This is a genomic window from Frankia sp. CgKIO3 (genome assembly GCF_977946435.1).
The window spans coordinates 1-7,983 of record NZ_CDWTMO010000174.1 but is presented as its reverse complement, the minus strand read 5'-3'; the positions used below and the strand labels follow the sequence as shown (position 1 = coordinate 7,983).

General features: G+C 69.1%; 8 protein-coding genes and 1 pseudogene. 5 read left to right on the top strand and 4 right to left on the bottom strand.

From position 1 onward, the window contains the following. The coding region (locus AC08OJ_RS16675) for a GlsB/YeaQ/YmgE family stress response membrane protein (RefSeq protein WP_476596213.1) at positions 1–343 on the bottom strand (343 nt) is incomplete at its 3' end. Positions 344–433: 90 nt separating this feature from the next. After that, positions 434–889 carry a tellurite resistance TerB family protein gene (locus AC08OJ_RS16670; RefSeq protein ID WP_476594029.1) on the bottom strand — a complete coding sequence of 152 codons (456 nt, stop codon included), beginning with the start codon at positions 887–889 and terminating at the stop codon, positions 434–436. A 410-nt stretch (positions 890–1,299) separates the two neighbouring features. Between AC08OJ_RS16670 and AC08OJ_RS16665 the strand changes: the two genes are divergently transcribed. Next, positions 1,300–2,004 (top strand): ion transporter, encoded by a 705-nt coding sequence (locus AC08OJ_RS16665; RefSeq protein WP_476594030.1) that lies wholly within the window; start codon positions 1,300–1,302, stop codon positions 2,002–2,004. Beyond that, positions 1,934–2,200, top strand: a complete 267-nt coding sequence (locus AC08OJ_RS16660; RefSeq protein WP_476594031.1) for a hypothetical protein — start codon at positions 1,934–1,936, stop codon at positions 2,198–2,200. The genes AC08OJ_RS16665 and AC08OJ_RS16660 overlap by 71 nt, the downstream gene beginning before the upstream one ends. A gap of 682 nt (positions 2,201–2,882) precedes the next feature. Here AC08OJ_RS16660 and AC08OJ_RS16655 read toward each other — a convergent pair. After that, positions 2,883–3,136 (bottom strand): annotated as a pseudogene (locus AC08OJ_RS16655) (GlsB/YeaQ/YmgE family stress response membrane protein); the annotation flags it as partial. A 594-nt stretch (positions 3,137–3,730) separates the two neighbouring features. Here AC08OJ_RS16655 and AC08OJ_RS16650 point away from each other — a divergent pair. The 3 genes from AC08OJ_RS16650 to AC08OJ_RS16640 all read left to right on the top strand — a co-directional run bounded on the left by AC08OJ_RS16650 (position 3,731) and on the right by AC08OJ_RS16640 (position 6,722). Next, complete coding sequence (locus AC08OJ_RS16650; RefSeq protein WP_476594032.1) at positions 3,731–5,098, top strand: hemolysin family protein; 1,368 nt, start codon at positions 3,731–3,733, stop codon at positions 5,096–5,098. A 1-nt stretch (position 5,099) separates the two neighbouring features. Next, a complete protein-coding gene (locus tag AC08OJ_RS16645; RefSeq protein WP_476596212.1) occupies positions 5,100–6,119 on the top strand; it encodes a CNNM domain-containing protein in 1,020 nt (339 codons plus the stop codon). 123 nt (positions 6,120–6,242) lie between these two features. Continuing rightward, positions 6,243–6,722, top strand: a complete 480-nt coding sequence (locus AC08OJ_RS16640) for a tellurite resistance TerB family protein (RefSeq protein ID WP_476596211.1) — start codon at positions 6,243–6,245, stop codon at positions 6,720–6,722. Between the two features lie 547 nt (positions 6,723–7,269). Here the strand turns inward: AC08OJ_RS16640 and AC08OJ_RS16635 are convergent. Further along, a complete protein-coding gene (locus AC08OJ_RS16635; RefSeq protein ID WP_476594035.1) occupies positions 7,270–7,743 on the bottom strand; it encodes a transposase in 474 nt (157 codons plus the stop codon). Between the last annotated feature and the right edge of the window lie 240 nt (positions 7,744–7,983).

Below are 7,983 nucleotides of genomic sequence, written 5' to 3'. Positions count from 1 at the left end.
CCCACGTCCTCCTCGCCCACCACGGATAACGACCCACGAGGCTCACCAGGTCAGGCGTTCGACCCCGAGATGCCGGGCCGCGGCGGGACCGCGCGGCCCAGACCGGGGTGATCAGGACGATGAACCCGGCGGCCACGCCGATCTGCAGAAAGTGACGGATCCAGTCGATACCGACGGTATCCCGGACCCCGATCACGCTGGCGATCGTGTTCCCGACCAGCGCGCCGACGATACCGGCGACGACGGTCAGCCACAGCGGGATGTTCTGCCGACCGCGCAGCACGAGACGGGCGAGAGCTCCGATGACCAGGCCGGAGAGCACGATCCAGATGACTTGGAACACAGCGGCAACCTCACCTTGCCAGCAGAAGCGACGATGTAGGCGATTGACCGATAATCAGGCACGGACAGCGCGGAGCAACGGCGAGAGCTGTTAGAGGTCGAACTCCTCGGGATTGATGCCGACAGCGAAGCAGGCCTCGCGGACGACAGCCTGCTCGGTCTTGTCGAAGTTGCTGTCGGCGCTGCCGATGATGATGCCGATCTGGATGACCGCGCGGGCCTCCGACGGCTTCTTCTTCACCTTCCCGACCTCCTGGAGGACCGAGACCTTCCCGAACGCGAAATCCTGTGTCAGCTTTGTCAGGTAGTCGTTGAACCTACGCTGCAGGTCGTCGGCGGGAAAGTTCGTCAGGACGTTGTTCGTCGCGATCAGGGAGGCGACCCGTTGCCGTTCCGCCGGGTCGATGTGGCCGTCGGCCGCGGCGACGAGCGCGCACATCGCCATGCTCGCGTCCCGAAACGCGCCACTCTTGAGATCATTCTTCTTCGCGGTGAGCTGGCCCTGCATGGTCTGCGTAGAGGACCGCAACCGATCCCAGATCGTCATCGTCGTGTTCCTCCACAGGCCGAGAACGGGTCAGTAACACTGGACAGCCGGCGAGCACGACGCGGATGACGGGTACGCACCCATGATACCCCAACGGGTGATCTCATCGGACGATTCCCACTGCCAACCAGCGACACGTGTCCCACCACGCACCCACGGACGATCACTCCCCGTGGCCGTCCCCGTGGCCGTCGGCGGGAGCGCGGGACGGTCCAGGATGCCGTGTCGATGGCCTGGCGGACGGGCTACTCTGGGCGCGGTCGCTCTTCGCGGCAGCCTCGACCCCGTCCGCAGCAAGGAGTGAACGCCTCGATGGCAGGTGTAACCGGCGTGGGCAGGGTCCGGTCGGGAGCTGGCCCGGTAACGCGGGCGGCGCGAGGCTGAGCGGGACACCCGGCCTGCGCCCTTCGATGCCCATCACCCACGCTCTCGCCGGGCGGGCCCGCCGTGTCGTGGAGTCCGCGTGGTTCAACGGCGCGGTTCTCGTCGCGATTCTCGCCAACGCGGCCCTGCTGGGAATCGAAACCTACTCCGGACTCGCCACGCGCTGGCACGGCCCGCTCAAGGCCACCGAGCACGGGTTCCTGGTCTTCTTCACCATCGAGATCGCGCTGCGCGCGGCCGCCCACGCCGACCGTCCCCGCGACTTCTTCCGCGACCCGTGGAACCTGTTCGACCTCGCCATCGTCGCGCTGGCCGTCCTTCCGCTGGCTCGGGAGGACTCGACGGCCCTGCGGCTGGCCCGGCTGGCCCGGGTGCTGCGCACCGCCCGCTTCCTGCCGCAGGTGCGCATCATCCTCGCCGCCCTGGGCCGAAGCCTGCCCGGCACCTTCAGCTTCCTGGTGCTGTGCACGCTGGTGCTGTACGTGTACTCGATGGTCGGCTGGACGTTCTTCGCTACCGACGACCCCGAGCACTACGGCTCCCTCGGACGCGCCGCCCTGACCCTGTTCCTGCTCATCACCCTGGACGGGCTCGGCGACGCCGTCCACACCGGCCTGGAGATCTCCAGGCTGGACGATCCTCTACTACGGATCCTTCGTCGTGATCGGTTCTTTCATCCTGATGAACCTACTCATCGGCGTCGTCATCAACTCCCTGGAGGAGGCCCGTGAGATCGAGGACGCCCAGACACCCCGACGCCGGCCAGCAGACTTAGACAGCGACGGCCCGGACACCGACCTGGCCCGGCTACGCGAAAGGCTGACCACCGCCCGCGAGGCCCTCGACGCCGAACTGGCGGCGCTGTCCACACCGTCCCGCCCAGGCGACGGCGAGCAGCCCCGGCCCCGCCAGCCCACTCCCACCTGAGCGGCACAGATCGAGGACGCTCCTGCCGGGCCTGAGCCCGGCGCTCCCAGCCATTCGGGCCAGCGCGCCGGCCAGCCGAACTGACGCCGCCGCACACAGGCGGACAGTGTCACCACGTCACCGCAACCTCCCACGTATCCAGACTCGGCGGCAAATCCGCCCCTCGCCGGTCAATCCGGATGGCGGATTTAGCGGTTGAACACCTGTTCCTCGCATTGTCAACCTGGAAGCCGCCGCGGCCGGCCTGCCCGTCGCACTGGACGCGAGGGCGGCGTTCCGGACACCGTCATCCCCGGCCACAACTGCACGCCCTGACGCTCGCCGCTGTCCTGCACACGCTCGCCGGACCGTGCCCGGCGGCCGAGGTATTTCTCGCCCACTTCGCCGTCAGCGCCGTTCTCGGCTACCGGCTTCTGACCGCAGGGCTCCCGCTACTTCCCTCAGCGCTCGCTCTCACCACGCTATGCAGGCACCTCCTGCCGATCCCTGCCGAGAGCAGAGCGGGGGATGCTTCCCGGACGCACCCTTGGCAGGCGCCGACCGGTCTGGATCGACACTGCCGAGTTGCCCGCGGTCGTATCCAGGTGTCCGCATGCCAGGACGGGAGGCGCAGACCTTCTTGGGCTGGCGAGTGCATCGAGCCAGGTTCAACGATGGTAGGCGCCACGTCGGGTGAACGGGTGAACATGCGCCAGAGGAGGAGTACGGCGATGGCGCCGATGACCGACCCGATGATCCCGGACGGTTGCAGCGCGCCTTCGGCGAGGTCCTTGTCGAAGAGGATGTAGCCGAGGAATCCGCCGACGAAGGAGCCGACCACGCCGAGCATAATCGTGACCGGGATGCTCATGGGGCCGGGCCCGGGGACGAGGAGGCGGGCGAGAGCGCGCCGGCGACCAGGCCGAGCACGATCCAGCTGATGATGGTCCAGACCACGACGGCCTCCAACACCAGTAGATCACAGCAAGGTCAGCTGGGGATTACCCCTTCTCCGCCAGCCGATACCCTGCCTCGGGCGGTGGTGTCGGCTGTATGAGTCACCCGACCTGGCTCGGCCTGTGGTGCCCGGCGACGGCACCGGCACCGCGCGGCGCACGGTAGCTTCTGGAATCGCTGAGGGGTCTGTACGTTGGGGACGGTGCCAGCGCAGTGCTGGCGGCGGCCATGGTGGTCGACTTGGGATCTGCGGGAGCGGACGGCGTGCACGGCGACGACAGTCGACATACGGCTGTGCGCCCGAAAGTGGTGAAGCGCCGCGGGGCCGTGTGCCGCGAGTCGGCCGGAAGCGGCGAGCTCCTGTGTCGCAGCGACGCGCGACGGGTCCCGTGCTGCCTCGTTCTTCGCGTTCCTGTCGCTGCCCAACAGCGCGGAGTGTCTGGCTGGCCGGGCACCGGTCCTCGGGGGCGTGGGTTCCGCGCGCCCGATGGCGTGCTGGCGGTTGTCTCGCGGGGTGTCGTCCGCGACGTGTGGAAGGTGGAGGATGGCGGAGGCGGCTGAGCCGCACAGACCCGGGAGCCGGGGGCGACAACGATGGTGACGGCGCTGTCGCTGCTGCTCGGTCTCCTGATAGTGCTGGTCATCACTGTGGCGACCGGCTACTTCGTCGCCCAGGAGTTCGCCTATATGGCGGTCGACCGGTCCCGGTTGAACGCGGCGGCGGCGGCCGGCGACGCCGCGGCGCGACGGGCGTTGAAGGTGACCGGACGTACCTCGTTCATGCTCTCGGGTGCCCAGCTCGGGATCACGGTGACCGGTCTGCTGGTCGGGTACGTCGCCGAGCCGCTGATCGGCAGCGCGCTGGGCAACGTGGCCTCGGGGGCCGGTTTGTCGACGGCCGTCGGCGTCGCGCTCGGTACCGTGCTGGCGCTGGCGTTCTCCACCTTCGTTCAGATGGTCTTCGGTGAGTTGTTCCCGAAGAACCTCGCGATCGCCCGGCCGGAGCCGGTGGCACGCAGGCTCGCCTGGTCGACGCTGCTCTACCTGAAGGTCTTTGGCTGGCTGGTCTGGGTGTTCGACCAGTCGTCCAACCTGCTGCTCCGTCTGCTCGGCATCCAGCCGGTGCAAGACGTCGAGCACGCCGCCTCAGCGCGCGATCTTGATCACATCGTGGCCGAGTCGCGGGAGCGGGGTGACCTGCCCGCGGATCTATCGCTGATGTTAGACCGCATCCTGGACTTCCCGCACCGCGACGTGGAGCACGCGATGATCCCCCGCTCGCAGGTGGACGTCGTTGAGCAGGACCGCCCCGTGGGCGAGGTCAGGGTGCTGATGAGCGCTGGGCACTCCCGGTACCCGGTCGTCGACGACGACGGGCGGGTTACCGGGATCGTCCAGCTTCTTGACGTGATGGACGCGCCCGACGATGCCCCGGCCCGCGAGCTCGTCCGGCCGGCTCTCGTGATCTCGACGCTGATGCCGCTACCTGCCGCCCTCGCCGAGATGGCGAGGAAGAAGGCGCAGGTCGCTTGCGTCGTGGACGAATTCGACGGCTTCGCCGGGATCCTGACCATCGAGGACCTGGCCGAGGAGTTCGTAGGGGAGATCACCGACGAGCACGACGCCGCCGCCGCGTTCGAGGGAGCCAACCCGATCGGCGACGGAGCGTGGCTGGTACCGGGCAGCTTCCACATCGACGAGGTCGAACGCACGCTCGGGCATCAGATGCCTCCGGGCGACTACGAGACGATCGCCGGTCTGGTGATCTCCGCTCACGGCGCGCTGCCCAAGACCGGGACCGTTGTCGACGTCACGCTGCCCCCGGACCCAGGGGAGCTCGCGCTGTACGACGAGGCGCCGCGGCGGGTGCTGCGCGCCATCGTGATGGATGTCGACAACCACGTGCCCGCGGCGATCCGACTGGAGCTGCTCGACGAGCCGGTCCGCGATCGGGAGGACTGACGTGGACAACCCCTGGGTCGTTGCTCTCTGCACGGTCGCGATCATCGGGCTGAGTGCGTTCTTCGTGGCGGTCGAGTTCGCCCTGCTCGCCGCGAAGCGACACCGGTTCGAAGACGCGGCCAGCCGCAGCCGCGCGGCCCGCGCCGCGCTGACGGTGCTCCTGGCCGGCGCTCAGCTGGGGATCACGGTCGGCACGCTCGCGCTCGGCGCGATCACCAAGCCGGCCGTACACCACTGGCTGAAGCCCGCGATCGAGGACCTCGGCGCCCCGACCTGGTTCGCCGGCGCCGGCAGTTTCGTGCTCGCGCTGGTGATCGTCACGTTCCTGCACCTCGTCGTGGGCGAGATGGCCCCGAAGTCGTGGGCGATCGCGCACCCGGAGAAGTCCGCGATCCTGCTCGCCCTGCCGATGCGGGGCTTCATGTGGGCGACGAGGCCGGTTCTGCGGGCGCTGAACAGCGCGGCGAACTGGTGCCTGCACCGCGTCGGTGTCGAGGCCACCGACCACCTCGTCTCCCGTCAGAACCCCGCGGCACTGCGCCACCTCGTCGAGCACTCCGCGAACGTCGGCGCGCTCGACGAAAGCTACGCCGCGCCGCTCACCGGCGCGCTCGACCTGCGGAACCTGCGGGTGCGCGACCTGGTCGCGCCAGGCCGGGCGTTGGCGGCCGTGGAGCCGGACGCGACTGTCGGCAACGTGCAGGCCGCCAGCCGTACCTCCAGCCACCTGCGGATTCTGGTTCGGCGGGGCGGAACCGACTGGGGCGTCGTCCACGTGCGCGACACCCTCGCCCTGGGCGCCGCCGAGCCGATCCGTGACCTGACCAGGCCGGCGTTCCGGCTCGACGGCGACACGCCGCTGCACACGGCCCTCGCCCAGATGCGCGAGACCCGCAACCAGCTCGCCGTCGTCCTCGACGACGCCACCACCCTCGGTGTGGTCACCCTCGACGACGTGCTGCGCCGGCTCCTGCCGCTCGACACTCCGACACCCGCGCTGACGGGCGGGCAGGCGAGATGAACCGAGCCACACCGCCCTTCCGGAAACGGACATCGTCCGTTCCCGGCCGCCGTCGCACGAGTTCTGATACGACACAGGTGGTCACTGTCCGCGCTCGGGGCCGGAAGGCCTCGACGCCTGTCATTGAGAAAGGTCAGGGAGCACGATGCCGATCTGGGACCGCCTGCGCGCCTCCACGCAGACGATGCAGGGCTAGCTCTCACCGCGAAGAAGAACGAGCTCAAAAGCGGTGCCTTCCGGGACGCCAGCATGGCGATGTGCGCGCTCGTCGCGGCCGCCGACGGGCACATCGACCCCTCCGAACGGCAGCGCGTCGCCTCCCTGATCGCGACGAACGACGTGCTGACCAACTTCCCGTCCGACGACCTGCACCGTCGGTTCGACGGCTACCTGGCCAAGCTCCAGCAGGACTTCGCCCTCGGGAAGGTCTCCGTCCTCCAGGAGATCGGGAAGGTGAAGAAGAAGCCGACCGAGGCCCGCGCCGTCATCCAGATCGGCATCGTCATTGGCGGCGCCGACGGAGACTTCGACAAGACCGAGCAGGCCGTCGTCCGCGAGGCGTGCTTCGCGGTCGGCCTCAGCCCCGAAGAGTTCGACCTGTAACGACGCACCACCGAGCCGGCCGAGGCCCCTACATGGCAGCGCGAAGCCGGCTACCTCGGACCGGCCGGCAACCTGCAGTGTCGGTCGGCTGCGTCCCGGTGAAAGTACCGCCAGGTGACCCGGCCGTGTACAGCCCTCGGCCAAGACCTGGATGGTGGGGACGGCTGCGGCTGTCGGGGTGCTCCCGCTGTTAGCGGGCACGAGCGCCGGCATCGTTCAGCTGCCAGGGCGGACCGGCCCGGCGCCGCTCGCGTCGAGCTGATCGGTAGGGGTGCGGGGACCGGCCGCGGTGCAGAACAGCAGCAGGCTCGTGGCGAGCATGGCCGGTAGGAGGGCGGTGCGAATCAGCCCGCGACGGACGAAGCCGGTGCTTCGCCTCCGTGGGCGGGCCGGTGGCGGCCACGGCGGCGGTACCGGGAGGTGCTCTGGGGCGTTCGTCGGTGCCGGCCGCGCGCTGCGGGAAGGGTGCGGACCGGTGGGAGGGGCCGGGTGTAGGAGAGCGTGGCCGGTGCCGGTCGTGGGCGCTGGTGACGGGTTGCGTTCCTGCTCATGTCTGGCTATCGCCGGCGGTCTGCGGTATGGCCGGGGGCGGGATGCTGGCCGTTGTCGGCCCAGCTGTCCGCTGCTCCGGCATGGTGCCGGCCGGTCTGGGTGGGCGCATTCCGGCCTGCTGTGGGGGTGCTTTCGGCGTAGGTGCTGATCTGGCCTGTGTGGTCGGGTCGGCCGCCAGGTGCGCGGGGCTGGTACCGGTGGTCCGCAGCAGGTGTAGCTCGCGGCGTAGCCGGGTGTTCTGTTCCTGCAGGTGTCTGAGATCGGCGTGCTGGCGGTGGGTCTGCACCTGTCGGTCTGGTGCCGTGTCCGCGTGACGGACCCACCTGCGCAGCGTTTCGGTGCTGACGCCGAGCGCCGCGGAGACGGTCTTGATGGCCTGCCAGGTGGACCGGTGGTCGTCTCTGATGTGAGCGACGTAGGCGATCGCGCGGGCTCGGAACGGCGGCAGGTACCTGGTCGGACGGATCACGGCGGTCTGCTCCTGTGCGCTGTCGGCGGGCTGCTGAGCGGTCGACGGCGCGCGGAAGCGCCGGGCTTCGAAAACACCAGATCTGCCTCGACGTCGAGGCGAGTGGAGGGCGTCGGTGCCATCCGCGGCTCTTCCTTGGGCGCGCGACACTGCGCAGATCACGAAGGCGGCAACGGTACATTTTGCAGGCCGAGCGGAAGGATAGCCACCGTAAAGATCCGAGATAGGACTATGGGATAG